At 72.5% G+C, this 15,968-nt stretch carries 14 protein-coding genes; 6 read left to right on the top strand and 8 right to left on the bottom strand.

All coding sequences use genetic code 11. From position 1 onward, the window contains the following. Positions 1-30: 30 nt before the first annotated feature. The gene (locus E0F75_RS31265; protein ID WP_229314319.1) at positions 31-2,217 is read right to left on the bottom strand and encodes a M4 family metallopeptidase; all 2,187 of its coding nucleotides are present in this window, start codon (positions 2,215-2,217) and stop codon (positions 31-33) included. A gap of 146 nt (positions 2,218-2,363) precedes the next feature. Here E0F75_RS31265 and E0F75_RS31260 point away from each other — a divergent pair, with 146 nt between their 5' ends. Continuing rightward, on the top strand, positions 2,364-3,326 hold the full coding sequence (locus tag E0F75_RS31260) for a LysR family transcriptional regulator (RefSeq protein ID WP_229314318.1): 963 nt from the start codon (positions 2,364-2,366) through the stop codon (positions 3,324-3,326). Positions 3,327-3,354: 28 nt separating this feature from the next. On the opposite strand, the gene E0F75_RS31255 is transcribed toward E0F75_RS31260, so the two are convergent. The 5 genes from E0F75_RS31255 to E0F75_RS31235 form a co-directional block, all read right to left on the bottom strand. Beyond that, positions 3,355-4,179, bottom strand: coding sequence for a pectate lyase (locus E0F75_RS31255; protein ID WP_229314317.1), 825 nt, complete (start codon positions 4,177-4,179; stop codon positions 3,355-3,357). A gap of 13 nt (positions 4,180-4,192) precedes the next feature. After that, complete coding sequence (locus E0F75_RS31250; RefSeq protein ID WP_229314316.1) at positions 4,193-5,032, bottom strand: EI24 domain-containing protein; 840 nt, start codon at positions 5,030-5,032, stop codon at positions 4,193-4,195. A 28-nt stretch (positions 5,033-5,060) separates the two neighbouring features. Next, the gene (locus E0F75_RS31245; protein WP_229314315.1) at positions 5,061-6,704 is read right to left on the bottom strand and encodes a serine/threonine-protein kinase; all 1,644 of its coding nucleotides are present in this window, start codon (positions 6,702-6,704) and stop codon (positions 5,061-5,063) included. Positions 6,705-6,899: 195 nt separating this feature from the next. Further along, complete coding sequence (locus E0F75_RS31240) at positions 6,900-7,322, bottom strand: organic hydroperoxide resistance protein (RefSeq protein WP_229314314.1); 423 nt, start codon at positions 7,320-7,322, stop codon at positions 6,900-6,902. A gap of 64 nt (positions 7,323-7,386) precedes the next feature. Continuing rightward, on the bottom strand, positions 7,387-8,406 hold the full coding sequence (locus E0F75_RS31235) for an NADP-dependent oxidoreductase (RefSeq protein ID WP_229314313.1): 1,020 nt from the start codon (positions 8,404-8,406) through the stop codon (positions 7,387-7,389). A gap of 115 nt (positions 8,407-8,521) precedes the next feature. On the opposite strand from E0F75_RS31235, the gene E0F75_RS31230 reads away from it, so the two are divergent. Continuing rightward, positions 8,522-8,959, top strand: a complete 438-nt coding sequence (locus tag E0F75_RS31230; RefSeq protein ID WP_229314312.1) for a MarR family winged helix-turn-helix transcriptional regulator — start codon at positions 8,522-8,524, stop codon at positions 8,957-8,959. 66 nt (positions 8,960-9,025) lie between these two features. Here E0F75_RS31230 and E0F75_RS31225 read toward each other — a convergent pair whose 3' ends face one another. Further along, the gene (locus tag E0F75_RS31225; protein ID WP_229314311.1) at positions 9,026-9,433 is read right to left on the bottom strand and encodes a MerR family transcriptional regulator; all 408 of its coding nucleotides are present in this window, start codon (positions 9,431-9,433) and stop codon (positions 9,026-9,028) included. Positions 9,434-9,504: 71 nt separating this feature from the next. On the opposite strand from E0F75_RS31225, the gene E0F75_RS31220 reads away from it, so the two are divergent. Next, entirely contained in the window at positions 9,505-10,413 is a 909-nt protein-coding gene (locus E0F75_RS31220) for an NAD(P)-dependent oxidoreductase (RefSeq protein WP_229314310.1), read from the top strand. A 45-nt stretch (positions 10,414-10,458) separates the two neighbouring features. Here E0F75_RS31220 and E0F75_RS31215 read toward each other — a convergent pair whose 3' ends face one another. Further along, positions 10,459-11,463, bottom strand: a complete 1,005-nt coding sequence (locus E0F75_RS31215) for a hypothetical protein (RefSeq protein ID WP_229314309.1) — start codon at positions 11,461-11,463, stop codon at positions 10,459-10,461. A 253-nt stretch (positions 11,464-11,716) separates the two neighbouring features. Between E0F75_RS31215 and E0F75_RS31210 the strand changes: the two genes are divergently transcribed. The 3 genes from E0F75_RS31210 (at position 11,717) to E0F75_RS31200 (ending at position 15,784) form a co-directional block, all read left to right on the top strand. Continuing rightward, entirely contained in the window at positions 11,717-12,778 is a 1,062-nt protein-coding gene (locus tag E0F75_RS31210; RefSeq protein WP_229314308.1) for a rod shape-determining protein, read from the top strand. Positions 12,779-12,878: 100 nt separating this feature from the next. Continuing rightward, complete coding sequence (locus E0F75_RS31205; protein ID WP_229314307.1) at positions 12,879-14,420, top strand: GAF domain-containing protein; 1,542 nt, start codon at positions 12,879-12,881, stop codon at positions 14,418-14,420. A gap of 128 nt (positions 14,421-14,548) precedes the next feature. After that, positions 14,549-15,784, top strand: coding sequence for a nitrate/nitrite transporter (locus E0F75_RS31200; RefSeq protein ID WP_229314306.1), 1,236 nt, complete (start codon positions 14,549-14,551; stop codon positions 15,782-15,784). Positions 15,785-15,968 lie beyond the last annotated feature (184 nt).

The following is a 15,968-nucleotide window of genomic DNA, read 5'->3' as shown; positions in this document are numbered from 1 at the left end:
CCCCGTGACGGGGCGCTCGTGGCCCGGTCGCTACGGGGCGCTCAGGCCCAGCGTGTACGCGCCGGAGCCGCTGTACGCGTGGACGATGTAGCGGTAGTAGCCCGCGGTGCCGTAGTAGCTGGTGTCCTCGTCGGCCGTCGCGGTGCCGCCGACGGCGACGTCCACCCAGCCCCCGCCGTTCCACTTCTGCAGGTAGAGGTCGTAGTCCTTGCCGGCCGGGCCGCGCAGGCAGCCCACGTGGGTGCCGGAGGTCGCCGAGTAGTAGTACGAGCCGTCGGGCTGGACCGCGGTCTGGCCGGAGGTCAGGCTGCCCTGGTAGCTGTACTCGGAGTCGGCGCAGCCGGTGGGCGGGGTCGTGGTGCCGACCGACAGCTGGTAGGTGACGGTGTGGGTGGCGGAGCCCGTACCGGTGACGGTGATCGGGTAGGTGCCGTTGGCCGTGCCCGCCGCGACCTGGACGGTCATCGTCGACGAGTTGCCCGAGGTCACCGACGCCGGGCTGAAGGAGACCGTGACACCGCTCGGGGCGCCGCTCGCGGAGAGCTGGACGGTCTGCGCGCTGCCGCCGGTGGTGCTGGTGTTCACCGTGGAGGTGACGGAGGCACCGGCCTGGACCGAGCCCGAGGACGGGTTCAGGGCGAGCGAGAAGTCCGGGGTGGTGGTGCCGCCGCAGTCGGTCTCACCGGACTGGGCGGGGACGCCGATCGCGTTCCAGGCCGCCTTCACCGCGTTGCACTCGACGCTGCCGTAGGTGTTCTTGGCGCTGGTCAGGGTCGCCTTGCGGGCGGCGAGGTGGTTCCAGGAGGAGGTCTTCATGAGCAGGGCGCCCATGAAGACCTTGCCGGCCTTCTGGATGCCGATGCCGGTCACGGAGGACGGACCGCCGGAACATATGGGGCTGTTGGGCTTGCCGCCGCCCGGGTTGGAGCCCTCGGCGAGCAGGTAGAACCAGTGGTTCTGCGGTCCGGCCGCCGCGTGCACCTCGGTGCCCGAGTTCAACTGGGGGTAGCAGTTGGGGTCGTTGCCGACGAGCGAGGGGTTGTACATGTTCCGGATCGGCTTGCCGTCGCCGAAGAAGTTGACCTTCTCGCCGACCGTGTAGTCCGGGGTGTCGTTGGGGTTGTTGGCGTAGTGCTCGGTGAGCGCGCCGAAGATGTCGCCGGTGGACTCGTTGAGCCCGCCGTTCTCGTTGGAGGAGCCGGCGCTGCCCGGGGTCCGGTCGAAGATCTCGTGGCCGTACTCGTGCGCCACGACGTCGATGCCGGTGAGCTGGTTGGAGCCGGTCTGGGCCCGCCCGTAGGTCGTCTTCGTGCCGTCGTAGTACGCGTTGACCTCGGAGAGTCCGGCGCGGGCCGGGACCATGCCGCCCTGGCCGTTCTGGCCGTTGTAGCCGAACCACTCCTTGAGCATGGAGTGTTCCTTCTGCGCCGCGTACATGATGTCGACGCAGGCGGTCACCAGGTCGTTGGCGCCGTTGTTGCCCCAGGGCGAGGAGCCCGTGTACGCGCTGCCGTTCTGCCCGCCGCACTTGAAGCCGCCGCGGCTGGTGTCGGTCATGGAGCTCGCGGCGGTGTCGATGGTGACGTTGCCGTTGTGGTAGCCGCGGCCGTCGGCGTGCAGGATCTTGTCGGTGGCCCGGGCGACGGATCCGGTACGGGCGTCGACGTAGGTGTCGAGGGAGCTGGGGGCGTCCTGCGCGGTCCGGCCGATGACCAGGGTGTGCCAGGTCAGCACGGCCTTGCCGCCCTTGAGGAGCACGGTCAGCTCGGGGGCGCTCGCGCTCTCCACCGAGGCCAGCTGCCTGCGGGCGGTGGCGAGGGCCGCGCCGGCGGTCACCTTCGCCTTGGTGGAGACCTTGATGGCGGGCGCCGGGGCGCCGGTGACCTCGCGGACCTTGCCGGAGCTGTCGGAGACGACGACCGCGTCGCCGCCGACGACCGGGAGGCCGCGGTAGGTGCGCTCGTACGAGGCGTAGTACAGGCCGTTCGTCCAGGGGGTGACGGACGTCCGGACGAGGTCCTCCTCGGCGCCGTGCCGGAGTTCGTCGAGGCCGCTGGCCGCGGCGCCGTCGGCGGCGGCGAGCGCGAGGGACTTGCCGTGGCCCGGGGGTACGGGCTGCGCCTGCGGGGCCGCGGTGGCGGTGCCGGCGAGGGCGGTCGCGAGGCTCGCCGAGAGCGCCAGGGCGGCCACGGCCGCCGTGATTCTGCTGGGGTGCAACGTCTGCTCCGATCGGGGTGGGATCGTGGTGGGGGAGACGGATCGTCGCGCCGAGTATGGGCGTGGACATGACTGGTTCGGGACATCTCATCCGGCATAAGACGCGGGTTATGGTGCGGCCGCGCGGCGCTGCGTACGCTGCTGAAATGCAGCTGGAGTTGAGACATCTGGAGGCCGTCTGCCGGATAGCGGAAGCGGGCAGTCTGGGACGCGCGGCCGGGCGGCTCGGGGTCTCCCAGCCGGCGCTCTCCGCGCAGCTCAGGCGCATCGAGCGGGTCGCGGGCGGGGAGCTCTTCCTGCGCGGCCGGAACGGCGTGGAGCCCACCCCGCTGGGCGAGTTCGTCCTCTCCAAGGCGCGGCTCGTGCTCGGCGAGATGGACGCGCTCGCCGCCGGGGCGCGGGCCGTCGCCCCCGGCACCCCGCTGCGGCTCGGCTGCATCCTGCTCGTCCTGGTCGACGGGCTGCTCGGGCAACTGGAGCGGGTGATGGCCGGTCAGGACATCTCGGTGACCGTGGAGCACTCGGCGACCACCCTGACCCGGCAGCTCGGCGCGGGACGGTACGACGCCGTGCTGTACGGGGAGGTCAACGAGCACGAGGTCGCCCTGCCCGAGGGCACCACGGCCAGGACCCTGGTCCCCAAGGAACCCTTCTGCGTGCGCCTCTCGGCCGCGCACCCGCTGGCCGGGAAGAAGCGGATCGCGCTGGCCGAGCTGGCCGGCGAGTCCTGGATGACGCTGGTGGAGGACGACGACGGCGGGCCGGAGGCGCTGGTCGCCGCCTGTGCGAAGGCCGGGTTCACGCCCTCGCTGCGGCACCGGGTCGCCGACCGGAAGATGCACTACGACCTGATCGCCTCGGGCCGGGCGATCTCCATGAGCCAGCCGACGGCCCCGTACGCGGAGGGCACGGTCCTGCGCCCCCTGGAGGGCGACCCGGTCCTGGGCCGGATCCGGCTGGCCTGGAACAGGGCGGCGGTCCCCGCCCGGCAGGCGGAGCTGCTGTACCGGGCGGCGGTCCACGCCTATCTGGCGAACGTCGGCAACAACGCCTTCTACCGGGAGTGGTGGGACGCCCGGCCGGAACTGCACCCGGTCCTCGACGTCTGAGACGACGCCGGGGACCGGGTGCGTACGCCTAGTCGTACGAGAGGTCGCCGGCGGAGTAGCGGCACGTGGTGCCGTCCGGGCCGGTGCCGATCTCCTTGGGCTCCTTGCCGGTGTTGTTGCCGGTGAAGCGGGTGCACGGCTTGATCTTCTTCTTGGTGTCGCCGTGGATCCGGACGTTCCGCAGGGACGCGGTGTCGCCGTAGTTGGCGTTGACCCCGACGATCGACTTGCCGGGCGTGGTGATGTCGACGTCGTTGACCAGGATCGTCCGCTTGTACTGCTTCTTGCAGTTGCCGCAGGACCGGACGAGCTTGCCGAAGTCGGAGACCTGGAACCTGGTCACGACCAGCTTGCCCGCGCCGTTGAACTGGAAGACCTTGTCGGACGCGCTCTTCGCGCCGCCGCCGTACACCGTGTACACCGAGGACGCCGAGGTGCCCTTGAAGGTGGCGGCGTCCTCGCCGACGTTCTCCCACCAGACGTTCTGCAGGGTGCAGCTGCCGAGGCAGTGGACCCCGTCGGCGGCCGGGGAGCCGATGACCACGTTCTTGAGGACCGCGCCGTCCTCGAGGACGAAGAGCGGCTGCTGGCTCTCGTCCTGGCCGTCCGAGCCGAGCTCACCGGTGCCGTGGAAGCGCTGGAGCCCGCCGTCGTAGGTGCCGGAGACCTCGATGGACGCGGGGACCGGCTTGCCGCCCTTGGCCTGCGGCCAGGCGGGCAGGGCGCTCGCGGCGCCCGCCGGGGCGAGCAGGGTCGTGGTGACGATCGCCGCCCCGGTGACTCCGAGGGCGCTCAGGCCGCCGATGATCGCCCGCCGCCGGCCTGTCTTCCGCTTGTGTGACGCTGACGTCATGATGCTTCTTCCTTCAGTGGGGGAGGTGGTGCACCCCCTGGTCGCCGCCGGAGGAAGGAAGGTTGCCGCCCGGGTGGTCGTCTTCCCGGGAGATCTCGTCCCGGTCGTCGCCACCGGTCTCGCCGCCCAGCTCGCGGGCCATCAGGGTGGCCCCGGCGACCGCTCCCGGCATCAGGAAGACGGCGACGAAGGGCACGAGGAAGGCGAGGGTCAGCGGAACGCCGAAGCCGAGGACGGCCATCCGGCGGCCACGAAGCATCCGGAGCCGTTCCTTGAGCTCGACGCCGCGGCGCTGGAACGCGACGGACGTCAGCTCCTCGGCGAGGAAGAAGCCGGAGACGCAGAAGCCGATGACGGGGACGACGGTCTGGCCGATCACCGGGATGAAGCCGCAGGCGAAGAGCAGGACGCCGTAGAACACGACCCGCAGCAGGATCCGCAGGCTGTCACGGGCCGAGATCCACAGCTCGCGCCAGAGCGGAAGCCCGGACTCGGGGACCTCGCCGCCCTCGCTGCGGTCGACCGCCTCGGAGAGCGACTCGTAGAACGGCTGGCCGACGAGCAGGGTCACGGCGGTGAAGGTGATGACCGCGAGGAAGAGGCCGAAGGCGACGACGAGGGCGGTCAGGGTGCCGCGGAATATCCCGAGCCACGGCGAGCTCCAGTCGTCGGCGAAGGGGGTCACCCAGGTGGCCAGGTCGTCGGCGCCGTAGCCGAGACCGACGAGCGCGCCCGCGTAGAGGACGAGGGTCACGAGTCCGGGCAGCAGCCCGAAACCGAACCACCGTCCGTGCCGGCCCACCCACTTCTGGCCCTTTACCAGGTAACCGAAACCCACCCCGAGATCGCGCATGAGGGTCACCTTATCGGTGGGGTACGGGTCAGCCGCCGGGCGCCCGGCCCGACGTACGGAAGGAGTCGAGCGCCGCGGTGAGATGGGCACGGCCCTCCGCGGCGCGGCCGACCGGGGCCGACGCCCATACGTCGTACAGGGTCCCGGCCTGCTCCCAGCAGAGGTCGACGGTGTGCCGGGGCCCCTCGGCGGCGGTGAAGCCGTCCCAGGTGAACTCCCAGCGGGCGGCGGGCAGTCCCTTGTGCCGGGTCTCCCCCACCGCGCCGTCCCGGTACCCGGGGTTGGTGCGCGGGCCGCTCGCGTCGGCGGTACGCATCGCTCCGATGGCCCCGCCGGCGGGGATGGGCCGGATCCTGATCCCGACCCAGACGGCCCCGTCGCCCGTCGTGTAGAACACCCGCTCGCCGTCGGTCGAGCGGGTGGCCCCGGCCGGCACGGCCAGGGTGAAGCCGCGCTCGTCGGCTACGGCCGTGTACCCGGCGGGCAGCGGCCCGAGGGCGGGGGCCACGGAGGTCGGGCCCGGCGTACGGGCCGGCCCCGCGTCCGGTCCGCGGTCGTCGCGGACGGCGAGCAGCACGGCGACCGTCGCGGCGGCGACGCAGGCGGCGACTACGGCCGCCACGAGCGGCAGCGCGAGGGCAACCCGCCGACGCGGGGCCTCGCCGGGGACGCCGGCCCGGTCCCGTAGGGCCGGAGGGTCGAGCGCGGGGGTGTCGAGCGCAGGTGTGTCGAGCGCGGGGGTGTCCAGCGCGGGGGTGTCCAGCGCCGGATGGGCGAGTGCCCGGGAGGCCGACGCGGAGGTGTCCAGTGCCGGGGTGTCCAGCGCAGGGGTGTCCAGCGCAGGGGTGTCGCCGGTCAGGCAGGCCGTGAGCTGTCGGCGGGCCTCCTCGGCGGTCAGACGCCGCTCCGGGTCGCGCTCCAGCAGGCCGTGGACGACCGGCAGGAGGGGGCCGAGGCGCTCGGGTGGCCGGATCTCCCCGTACACGACCGCATGGAGCACGGCCCCGATCGAGTCCCGGCGGAACGGCGACGTGCCCGTCGCCGCCGCGCAGAGCAGCGCGCCGAGCGACCAGAGATCGGCGGCGGGTCCCGCGTCGCCGCCCTGCATGCGCTCCGGCGCGGTGTACTCGGGGGTGCCGACGAAGACTCCGGTGCCGCTGAGCGTGGTGGCGCCGGGGAGGCTCGCGATGCCGAAGTCGGTGAGGACCGCCCGGCCGGTGCCCTTCTCCAGGAGGACGTTGGCGGGCTTCACGTCCCGGTGCAGCACGTCGTGGGCGTGGGCGGCGGACAGGGCGTCGAGCAGGGCGAGACCGAGGCGGGCGGTCTCCCGTACGGTCAGCGCCCCGTCGGGCGCGGCGAGGCGGTCGGCGAGCGAGCCGCCGTCGACCAGCTCCATGACGAGGGCGGGCCGGCCGTCGTGGTCGACGACGTCGTGGACGACGATCACATGGGGGTGGCGGATCCGGGCGACGACACGGGCCTCGCGGAGGGCGCCCGCCGGGTCGGCGCCTGCGTCGAGGGTGAGGGTCTTGACCGCGACCGGGCGTCCGAGGAGCTCGTCGGTGGCCCGCCGGACGACGCCGGTGCCGCCCTGACCGAGCCGCTCGCCCAGGCGGTAGCGCCCGCCGATCAGTCCGTGGTCGGCGCGCTCCGACCCGTCGTACGACGCCATCCGACTCCCCCTGTCCCCCGGACAGGGCCCATGATGCCGCAGCGGCCGGGTACGCAGCGAGGACCGCACCCGATGGCGGTCGGGAGGCGGTCCTCGGACAGCGGTCGACCAGTCGTCGATCAGTCGTCGATCAATGGTCGTCAGTGGTCGATCAGTGGTCGATCGAGTGGTCGGTCAAGTCGTCGACCGGTGGGCTCAGACGGCGAGCTCGACCGTGATGTTGCCGCGGGTCGCCTTGGAGTACGGGCAGACCTGGTGCGCCTTCTCGATCAGGCTCTTCGCCGTCTCGGCGTCCACGTTCGGGATGGCCGCCGAGATCTTGACGATGATGCCGAAGCCGTCGTCGTTCTTGCCGATGCCGACCTCGGCGGTGACCGTCGAGCCGGAGATGTCGGCCTTCTCGTTACGGGCGACGACACCGAGCGCGCCCTGGAAGCAGGCGCTGTAGCCCGCCGCGAAGAGCTGCTCGGGGTTGGTGCCCGCGCCGGAGCCGCCCATCGTCTTGGGCGGGTTCACGACGAAGTCGAGCTTGCCGTCGTCGGTGGCGACACGGCCGTCACGCCCGCCCTCGGCGGTGGCGACGGCGGTGTAGAGGACGTCGGAGTGCTGGATCGGCATGCGAGGTACTTCCTTCATGGGTTCGCCGCGACTCGCGCCCACGATCGCGGCGGCTGAGGGAAGACTAACCGGTCACCGAGACGATCATCTTTCCGGTGTTGTCACCGCGGAGCAGTCCGAGGAAGGCGTCCACGCCGTTCTCGATGCCCTCGACGAAGGTCTCGCGGTGCTTCAGCTCGCCCGCCGCGAGCCAGCCGCCGACCTCCTGGACGAACTGCTGCTGGAGGCCGTAGTGGTCGCCGACGAGGACGCCCTGGAGACGGAGCCGCTTGCCGATGATCATCGCCATGTTGCGCGGTCCGGCGACCGGCTCGGTGTCGTTGTACTGGGCGATCATGCCGCAGATGGTGGCGCGGCCGTGCACGTTGAGCGAGGAGATCGCGGCTTCGAGGTGGTCGCCGCCGACGTTGTCGAAGTAGACGTCGATGCCGTCCGGTGCGGCCTCGCGGAGCTGGTCCTTGACCGGGCCGTTCTTGTAGTTGAACGCGGCGTCGAAGCCGAGCTCCTCGACGAGGAACTTGACCTTCTCGTCGGAGCCGGCCGAGCCGATCACGCGGGAGGCGCCCTTGAGGCGCGCCATCTGGCCGACCTGGCTGCCGACGGCACCGGCGGCGCCGGAGACGAAGACCGCGTCGCCCTCCTTGAAGGAGGCGACGTCGAAGAGGCCGGCGTAGGCGGTGAGGCCGGTCATGCCGAGGACGCCGAGGTAGGCGGAGAGGGGGGCGAGCGCGGGGTCGACCTTGGTGGCGTGCTGGGCCGGGACGTCGGCGTACTCGCGCCAGCCGAGGCCGTGCAGGACGTGGTCGCCGACGGCGAAGCCCTCGGCGTTCGAGGCGATGACCTCGCCGACCGCGCCGCCGTCCATGGGGTGGTCGAGCTTGAACGGCGGGATGTACGACTTCACGTCGTTCATCCGGCCGCGCATGTACGGGTCGACCGAGAAGTGCAGGTTCTTGACCAGGATCCGGCCCTCGGCGGGCTCGGTGACGGGGGTCTCACGGAGCGCGAAGTCCGCGGGGGTCGGCCAGCCGTGCGGACGGGCGACGAGATGCCACTCACGGCTGGACGCGGGAAGAACGGACATGAGCACGGCCTCCAGAGAACGTACGAAAAGCTTCAGATCACAAAAGATTCACTACCTGAAACAACCATGCACCTAGATATTTTATGTTGTCAAGTATCTGGGTAGGATGGAGGGCATGGCCACCCCACGCACGGACCCCGTGACCCTCGAAGTCGTCGAACTGATCGGCACGGTCGTCGCGCGCTACTACGAGGAGTACGAGCAGGCCGCCGCGCAGCACATGCTGACCGGCGCGCAGGCCCGTGTCCTCGGCCTGCTCTCGCTTGATCCGCTGCCGATGCGCCGCATCGCCCAGAAGCTGAAGTGCGAGCCGTCCAACATCACCGGGATCGTGGACCGACTGGAGGCCCGTGGCCTGGTGGAACGCCGGCCCGACCCGGCGGACCGCCGCGTCAAACTGGCCGTCCCCACGGAGGAGGGCCGCGCGACGGCCCACCGGCTGCGCGAGTCCCTGGACTTCGCGCGCGAGCCGCTCGGCGAGCTGACCGAGGCCGAGCGGACCCTGCTGCGGGACCTGCTGAAGCGGATGCTCGGCGTCCAGCCGGACGTCTAGAGCCGCGCGGAAAGCCTCGCGACTGGGGCCTGGCGCGCCCGTGGGCCGGCGCTCGGGCCTCGCCTCTCAGACGGGGACGGACTCCCGGTCGGAGCCGTCGAAGGGCGGATAGTTCTCGGCACCCATGCGCTCGGCCGCGTCGATGTAGCCGGCGAGCGCGTCGCGGGACCGGGCCAGCCGCTCCATCTGGTCGTCGATCCGCCCCATCCGCGACCGCATGGCGGCCACCAGCTCGGGGCAGCCGGCCAGCTCCGGGACCTCGCCGACCGCGCACGGCAGCAGGTACGCGATGTCCTCCGAGGACAGCCCCGCGCCGAGCAGATGCCGGATCTGCCGCACCCGCAGCACGGCGCTCTCGTCGTACTCCCGGTATCCGTTGGAGCCGCGGTCGGCCTCCAGGAGGCCCTGGGCCTCGTAGTAGCGCAACTGATGGGTGTGGACACCCGTCCGACGGCTTAACTCCCCGATCCGCACAGCGACCTCACCCTCGCCCGCTCACGCGCGCGCTTGACCTTCACACCGGTATCAACGTTCACGATGCTGCCATGACCGACAGAACAGCCGCACCTGTGAACGCATCCGCCACCGCCCCCGTGACCGTCATCGGACTCGGCCTGATGGGCCAGGCGCTCGCCGGCGCCTTCCTCGGGGCCGGACACCCCACCACCGTGTGGAACCGTACGAGTTCCAAGGCCGCCGCCCTGGTGGCCGAGGGCGCGCACCTGGCGCCCTCGATCGGCGCCGCGCTCGACGCGAGCCCCCTGACGATCGTCTGCCTCACCGACTACGACGCCGTGCACGAGCTGCTCGACGCGGACGACGTGAAGCTCGACGGCACGACCCTGGTCAACCTGACCTCGGGCGACTCGACGCAGGCCCGCGAAGCCGCCCGCTGGGCCGAACGGCGCGGCGCCCGCTACCTGGACGGCGCCGTCATGGCCGTCCCGCCGGTGATCGGCACCGCCGAGGCGGTCATCCTGCACAGCGGCCCCAAGGCGGACTTCGACGCCCACGGCCCCACCCTCGAAGCGCTCGGCACCGTCACCCATCTCGGCGAGGACCACGGGCTCGCGTCCCTGTACGACGTGGCCGGCCTGGCCATGATGTGGAGCGTCCTGAACGCCTGGCTCCAGGGCACGGCCATGCTGAGGAAGGCGGGCGTCGACGCGGCCACGTACGCGCCGTTCGCCCGGCAGATCGCCGCCGGGGTCGCCGACTGGCTCCCGGGGTACGCCGAGCAGATCGACGCCGGCTCCTTCCCGGCCGAGGTGTCGGCCCTGGAGACCGACGCGCGGGCGATGGAGCACCTGATCGGGGAGAGCGAGGCACTGGGCGTCAACGCCGAACTCCCGAAGCTGTTCAAGGCGATGGCCGACCGCGCGATCGCCGCAGGCCACGGCGGCGAGCAGTACCCGGTCCTGATCGAGGAGTTCGGCAGGCCCGAGGCGGACTGACGCCGGCTCACACCGGCCGACGGGCCTCCGACGGGCAGCCGCGGGTCAGACGCACCACCAGAGGAACGGGGTGCACTCCTCGGTCGGGCTCGGGGTCGGGGTCGGCGTGGGGGTGGGAGTGGCGGTCGTGGCCGTGCTCGACGGGGTCGGACCGGTGGCGGTGGGCGTGCCGGACGGAGGCGTCTGGGGCTTCGTGGCCGACGAGGTCGCGGTGGGGGTCGCGGGCCGGGTCACCGGATCGGTGGGCGTCGACGACTGCTCCGGGGCGCCCCCGTCCCCGCTCCCCGTGCCGGGGCCCGTCCCCGCTCCCGTACCCGAGCCCGAGCCCGTACCCGTACCGGAGCCCGTACCCGATCCTGAACCCGCGCCCGGGCCGGTGCTCGTGTCCGCGCTCACCTGGCGGGGGCGGGTCGGTGCGGACGTGACCGGCGACGGGTTGCCGCCGTCCGGGACGGCGGTGGTCTCGACGGGCTCCGGGGCCAGCGGGGACTCGGTGACGTCGAGTTCCTCCACCGCCGTGGCTGCGCCCGCCCGATCCGGTTCCTCCATGGCGAGCCGGGCCATGCTCAGCGACGCGGCCGCGAGCACCAGGCCGAGGGTTCCCACCAGGACCGTACGGCCCCGGCGGCTCCGCCCGCGGCGGCCGCCCTTGCGCGCGGCGGCGCGGCCCCGGTCGGCGGACCGGCCCCGTGCGGCACCGCGGGCGGCGCGGCGGCCACCGGGGGCCGGGCGGGGCGGTTCGAGGACGTCGAGTTCGTAGACGTGATCGGTCGCCGGCGCGTACGCGTGCCCGGCACCGGTCTCGTGCCCGGGGCCGGTCTCGTGCCCCGCGCCGTACGCGTGCCCGGCGCCGTACTCGGACCCGGCTCCGTACTCGGGCCCGGCCCCGGCGGGCCGCACCGGCTGGGCCGACGGGAACGCCTGGACGGGCTCGGCCGGCCGGCCGGGTATGTGGGGGGTCTCGTACCGCAGTTCCTCGACGGGAGTCCCGCACCCGGCACAGGCGAGGGCCCCGTTGAGATGCCGCCGGCACGCTTGGCAGTAGTCCATGGGGCCCGCAGGCTATGCGGCCGGGTACGGCCACAGGTAGGCGCGGAAGTGAGGATTCTGTGAGGAAACCGCAGGTCGTCGGCGGTGCGTCGTGATTCTCCCGCTTCGGTACGTCCTGCCGGGCCCGCCGGAGCGGGCCCCGGGCGGCTCAGCCCAGCGCGCGCCGCGCCCCGAACGGCCGGACGATTCCAGGAGGAACGCGTAACGCGAACCCACCTCGCCCGTGCCAGCACCGCACTCCGGAGGATCCGCCGTGACCGTCAGCCTTGAGCAGCTGCGTCGTTGCCATGTCGCCGTCGACCTGGGTGCCGCCCGCACCCGGGTCTTCGTCAAGGGCGCCGGACTCGTCGTCGACGAGCCGAGCGTCGCCGCCGTCAACACCCGCACCGGAGCGCTGATCGCCGTCGGCGCGCTGGCCGAGAAGATGACCGGCCGCACCCCCGACTACATCCGGGTCGTCCGCCCCGTCTCGGGCGGCACGGTCGTCGACATCGAGATGGCGCAGCGCATGCTCCGTCACCTCCTCGGCGAGAAGCTGCGCCGTCAGCTCCGCCGCAAGCCCCGGCTGCGCGCCGCCGCCTGCACCCCGCACGACAGCGACCCGCTCGCCCAGCGCGCCGCCGTGGAGACCCTCGTCGGTCTCGGGGCCCGCCGCGTCGAGCTGGTCGACACGCTGATCGCGGCGGCCGTCGGCTGCGGCCTGCCGGTCGAGCAGCCGACCGCCACCATGATCCTGGTGTGCGGGGCGGCGACCACGCAGGTCGCGGTGCTCTCGCTCGGTTCGATCGTCACGGCGGAGCGCATGCCGGTGGGCGGCAACGCCATCGACCACGCCGTCATCCAGCACCTGCGCCACCACCACGAGCTGATGCTGCCGAGCCAGTCGGTCCGCCCGCTGCAACTCGCCCTCAGCGGCAACGGCCTGACGCCCCACGGTCCGGCCTGGACCGAGATCCACGGCCGCGACGTCGCCACGGGCCTGGCCCGCTCGGTGACCGTCGACACCGCCGCCGTGCGGGAGGCCATCCACACCCCGCTGACGGCGGTCCTCGACGGCATCGGAAAGGTGCTGCGGGACTGCCCGCCGGACCTGGTGGCCGACCTCGCGGACCGCGGAATCATGATGGTCGGCGGCAGCGCCCTGCTGCCGGGGCTCGACCAGATGCTGCGCGAGGCGACCGGCATGCCGGTCCACATCGCCGAACGGCCCGACGTCTGCGCGGTCCTGGGACTCGGCGCGATGCTGGAGGGCAAGGTCCAGCCGATGGTCCTCGATCCCCTGTCGGAGCGGAACCCGCTGACCGACGAGGACTGAGTACCGAGAGGGCTGAGCACCGAGAGGCTGAGCACCAAGAGGACTGAGTGCCGATCGGACACATCCCGCGAAACCGAATGATTCGTACGACAATGAGACCATGACGATCATGGACGAGGAGAGGGACGGGGACACGGACGAGGATGCGCCCCGCCTGCCCATGCTGCTCGAAGCCGTCCTCAGTGTCGGCACGGACCTCGAACTCCGCACCACCCTCCAGCACGTCGTGGACTCCGCCGCCGAGCTCACCGGGGCCCGCTACGGCGCGCTCGGGGTCGTCGACCCCGAGCGCCGCCGCGTCACCGAGCTCTTCACCGCCGGCATGACGGACGAGGAGCGGCGGCGCGTCGGGGGCCTCCCCGACGGCCACACCGGGCTGCTCGGTGTCCTGGTCCAGGACCGGCGGCCGCTGCGGATCGACGACCTGACGGCCGATCCGCGCTCCTCCGGCGTACCCGAGGGGCACCCGGAGATGCACTCCTTCCTCGGCGTCCCCATCCGGGTCCACACCGAGGTCTTCGGCAATCTGTACCTCACCGAGAAGCGCGAGGGCGGCTTCACCGAGGAGGACCTCTCCCTGCTCCGGGTCCTCGCCTCGCAGGCCGGCATCGCCATCGGCAACGCCCGGCTGTACGAGACCGCCCGGCAGCGCGAGCGCTGGATCGAGGGCGCGGCGGCGGTGACCACGGCCCTGCTGACCGGCGCGTCCGCCGAGAACGCGCTGACGACCGTCGCCGAGCAGGCCCGTATCCTCGCCGGCGCCTCGGCCGGAGTCGTCCTCCAGCCCACCCCTGAGGGCGGGATGGAGATCGTCGCCGCCTCGACGACGGACGACCCGGGCGATCTGGTGGGGACGGCGATCGCGCCCGGCTCCCCCGTGCTCGTCCAGCTCCTCGGCGGGGAACCCGTGTTCATCGAGGACTCGGCGACGGACCCCCGGATGACCACCCCTGTCCGGTCCCGCTTCGGGCCGTCGATGATGCTGCCGCTGCAGAGCGGCGGGAAGCTCATCGGCACGCTCGCCCTCCCCCGGCGGCGCGGCGACCGGCCGTACACGGCCGTCGACCGGCTCCTCGCCTCGCAGTTCGCCTCGCAGGCGGCGCTCGCGCTGGTCCTCGCCGACGCGCGCCACGACAGGGAGCGGCTCGCGGTGTACGAGGACCGGGACCGGATCGCCCGCGATCTGCACGACCTGGTCGTCCAGCGTCTGTTCGCCACGGAGATGATGCTGGAGTCCACCCGGCGGCGGGCGGTCGACTCCGCCGAGGACAACGCACTGCTCGGGCGGGCGGTGGACGAGCTGGACTCCACGATCCAGGAGGTCCGTACGACCATCTTCGCGCTCCAGCAGCCCCCGGCGGACGCCCCGACGTCCTTCCGCGGGAAGGTGCTGCGGGAGACCGGCGGGGCGGCGGTCCTGCTCGGCTTCCAGCCGTCCGTGCACTTCGCCGGAGCCGTCGACACCCTCATCGACGAGGAGACGGCCGGCAGACTCCTGGCCACCCTGCGCGGGGCGCTCGCGGCGGCGCACCGGCGGTCGGGGATCGGCGCGCTGACCGTGGAGGTGTCGGTCGGGGACGAGGGGGCCGGGCTGCGGGTCACGGACGACGGCACTCCGCCGACGACGGTGACCTGGCCGTAGGTCCCGGTACGGGGATGCCCGTCCAGGGATGCCCGACCGAGGACACCCGTACGGAGACACCCGCATGGAGACACTCGTCCGGAGCAGTCCCGCGCGCCGCCCACCCCGCCCCGATCTTGACTGGAGGCGTGGACACCGAGACCAAGCCCCCGAACGCGGCGGCCTACCGCAACCTGGTGACGGCCACCATCGGCTTCACGCTCACCTTCTGGGCGTGGGACCTGATCGCGCCCCTCGCCAGCTGGTACGGCGACCGGCTCGAACTCAGCTCCTTCGAGCAGTCGCTGCTCGTCGCGGTCCCCGTCCTCGTCGGCTCGCTCGGCCGCATCCCGGCCGGCGCGCTGACCGACCGGTACGGCGCGAAGCTGATGTTCCCCCTGGTCTCGGCGCTGACGATCATCCCCGTCCTGCTGCTCGTCGTGGTCAAGGACAACTACGGCCTGCTGCTGGTCGTCGCCTTCCTCCTCGGCCTCGGCGGCACGACGTTCGCGATCGGCATCCCGCTGGTCAACTCCTGGTTCCCGCCCGAGAAGCGCGGTCTGGCGCTCGGCGTGTTCGGCATGGGCATGGGCGGTGTGGCGCTCTCCGGCTACTTCACCCCGCGCATCGCGAAGCACGGCGAGAACCTGCCGTTCATCGTGGTGGCGATCGCGCTCGCGGCGTACGCGGTGGTCGCGGCGTTCCTCATCACCGACCGGCCCGACCGGCCCGTGCCCACCGCCTCCCTGGCGACCCGGCTCGGCGCGGCGGGGCGGCTGCGGGTGACGTGGGAGCTGTCGGCGCTGTACGCGATCGGCTTCGGCGGCATCGTGGCGTTCGGCGTCTATCTGCCGACGTATCTGAAGACCTGGTACGAGCTCGATCCGACGGACGCGGGTACCAAGGCGGCCGGTTTCGCGCTGGTGACCGTCGTCTTCCGGCCGATCGGCGGCTGGCTCTCGGACCGGATCCATCCGGCGCTCGTCACGGCCGTCGCGCTCGCCGTGGTGGCGCTCCTCGCGATCGTCCAGGCCTTCGACCCGCCGCTGAACCCTGGTGGCACGATCGCCCTGCTGATCATGGCGGCGGGTCTGGGCACGGCGAGCGGTTCGGTGTTCGCGCTGGTCTCGCAGGTGACCCCGCAGGCGAAGGTCGGCAGTGTGACGGGGATCGTCGGTGCGATGGGCGGGTTGGGCGGATTCCTGCCGCCGCTGGTGATGGGCGCGATCTACAGCGCGAAGGGGTCGTACTCGATCGGCTTCATGCTGCTGTCGGATCTGGCGTTGGCGGGGTGCGTGTACGCGTGGGGCCGCATGCGCGGAATCCGCCCGGAGGGCGAGAACCCGACGCCGACCCCGTCCCAGATCCCAGCGACCCACCCCTGAGACCACCTCCGCGCGGGCCCCGCGCGGGCCGAGCCGCCGCCCTCCCCCGCGCGGGCTGCGCCGCCGCGCCCCCTGCCGATGCGGGCCGGGCCGCCGCCCACCCCCGCGTGGGCTGCGCCCGCCACCGCACCCCACCCGCCGTGTGGGCAATCGTCCCGCAGGGCGGCGCCCGCCCGCACGAGCC

The sequence above is a fragment of the Streptomyces sp. CB02980 genome, assembly GCF_014451325.2.
Classification (GTDB): Bacteria; Actinomycetota; Actinomycetes; order Streptomycetales; family Streptomycetaceae; genus Streptomyces.
The sequence above is the reverse complement of the archived record's forward strand: the minus strand, read 5'-3'. Positions and strand labels throughout refer to the sequence as shown.

Excerpts from the sequence above, each read along its gene's own strand:
- E0F75_RS31215 (WP_229314309.1), bottom strand. The coding sequence starts at position 11,463 with ATGGACTACTGCCAAGCGTGCCGGCGGCATCTCAACGGGGCCCTCGCC.
- E0F75_RS31235 (WP_229314313.1), bottom strand. The coding sequence starts at position 8,406 with ATGTCCGTTCTTCCCGCGTCCAGCCGTGAGTGGCATCTCGTCGCCCGT.
- E0F75_RS31250 (WP_229314316.1), bottom strand. The coding sequence starts at position 5,032 with ATGCGCGATCTCGGGGTGGGTTTCGGTTACCTGGTAAAGGGCCAGAAG.
- E0F75_RS31205 (WP_229314307.1), top strand. The coding sequence starts at position 12,879 with ATGACGATCATGGACGAGGAGAGGGACGGGGACACGGACGAGGATGCG.
- E0F75_RS31245 (WP_229314315.1), bottom strand. The coding sequence starts at position 6,704 with ATGGCGTCGTACGACGGGTCGGAGCGCGCCGACCACGGACTGATCGGC.
- E0F75_RS31230 (WP_229314312.1), top strand. The coding sequence starts at position 8,522 with ATGGCCACCCCACGCACGGACCCCGTGACCCTCGAAGTCGTCGAACTG.
- E0F75_RS31220 (WP_229314310.1), top strand. The coding sequence starts at position 9,505 with ATGACCGACAGAACAGCCGCACCTGTGAACGCATCCGCCACCGCCCCC.
- E0F75_RS31260 (WP_229314318.1), top strand. The coding sequence starts at position 2,364 with ATGCAGCTGGAGTTGAGACATCTGGAGGCCGTCTGCCGGATAGCGGAA.
- E0F75_RS31255 (WP_229314317.1), bottom strand. The coding sequence starts at position 4,179 with ATGACGTCAGCGTCACACAAGCGGAAGACAGGCCGGCGGCGGGCGATC.
- E0F75_RS31240 (WP_229314314.1), bottom strand. The coding sequence starts at position 7,322 with ATGCCGATCCAGCACTCCGACGTCCTCTACACCGCCGTCGCCACCGCC.